This is a genomic window from Pseudoduganella sp. RAF53_2, assembly GCF_052113985.1.
Lineage (GTDB): Bacteria > Pseudomonadota > Gammaproteobacteria > Burkholderiales > Burkholderiaceae_D > Rugamonas.
In genome coordinates, this window is record NZ_JBFRDW010000976.1 from 1 (window position 1) to 1,462 (window position 1,462).

The 1,462-nt window shown below is 60.6% G+C and carries 2 protein-coding genes; both read left to right on the plus strand.

The window, feature by feature from the left end; genetic code table 11:
• Positions 1-606, plus strand: a 606-nt coding sequence (locus AB4Z11_RS31570) for a sulfate ABC transporter substrate-binding protein (protein WP_442030107.1), incomplete at its 5' end; no start/stop codon positions are given.
• 180 nt (positions 607-786) lie between these two features.
• Positions 787-1,462 (plus strand): serine hydrolase (locus tag AB4Z11_RS31575; RefSeq protein WP_442030109.1); only part of this gene is annotated, 676 nt, incomplete at its 3' end.

The window sequence follows — 1,462 nt, forward strand, 5'->3', positions numbered from 1 at the left end:
ATCAAGGACTGGGCCGACCTCGCCAAGCCGGGCGTGGCCGTCGTGATCCCGAATCCGAAAACCGCCGGCAACGGCCGCTACACTTACCTGGCCGCCTGGGGTTCCGTCATCAAGAAAGGCGGCAACGAAGCCCAGGCGCGCGAGCTGGTGACCAGGATCTTCAAGAACGTGCCGATCCTGGACGCCGGCGGCCGCGCCGCCACCACCACTTTCACCCAGCGCCAGATCGGCGACGTGCTGGTGACCTTCGAAAACGAAGTGAACCTGGTGCGCGCGGAATTCGGCGACAACTTTGAAGTGGTCTACCCGTCGATCTCCATCGTGGCCGAGAACCCGGTTGCCGTGGTCGACAAGGTCGTGGACAAGCGCGGTATCCGCAAGCAGGCCACTGCCTACCTGAACTTCCTGTACTCGGATGCAGGCCAGGAAATCATCGCCAAGCACTACCTGCGTCCACGCTCGGAAGCCATCGCCAAGAAATACGCCGCCAACTTCAAGCCGATCAGCCTGTTCACCGTGGATGATGTCTTCGGCGGCTGGCGCGCGGCCCAGAAGCGCCACTTCGATGATGGTGGTGAATTCGACAAGATCTACGCAAGCAAATAAGACCCAAGGCAGAAGCTGGTGTCAGGCACATCGTGCCTGACACCTGTTTTCGCGGTGGGTTTACAACACAAAGGGGGCTGCGGCCTCCTTTTTTCGTGCTACTTAAGCTCTGGCAGCCTTAGCTGGACTAGAATTCACTTTAAGATTATCATCCAAGTCCGTTAAAAGTTTCCCAACGCCATGATCAAAAAATTAACCGCCATCTTGCTGATGTCGACCTCCGCAGCCGCATTTGCCGCGCCCTCCCTGGGCTCGCAATCCGTGCTCGTCGTTGAGGATGAGACCGGCAAGGTTCTGGTCGAAAAGAACGCCAACACCGTCGTTCCCATCGCCTCCCTGACCAAACTGATGACCGCCATGGTCGTGCTGGATTCCAAGCTCGACATGGACGAGGAAATCAGCATCGACAAGGAAGACGTCGACATGCTCAAGCACAGCATGTCCCGCGTTCCGGTCGGCGCCAAGCTGTCGCGCGGCGAAGTGCTGCAACTGGCCCTGATGTCTTCGGATAACCGCGCCGCCGCCTCGCTGGCCCGCACCTATCCGGGCGGCCCGACCGCCTTCACGGCCGCCGTGCACGCCAAGATCAAGGCGCTGGGCATGACCAGCACCACCATCGACGAGCCGACCGGCCTGTCGCCGCAGAACACGTCGACCGCCGCTGACCTGATCAAGATGGCGACCGCCGCCGGCAACTACCCTGAAATCCGCCGCATCACCACGGACAGCAAGGAAGTCATCAACGTCAAAGGCCGCAACGTCGAGTACCACAACACCAACCGCCTGGTTGGCGCCAAAGGCTGGGACATCGGCCTGTCGAAAACCGGCTACACCGAGGAAGCGGGCCGCTGCCTGA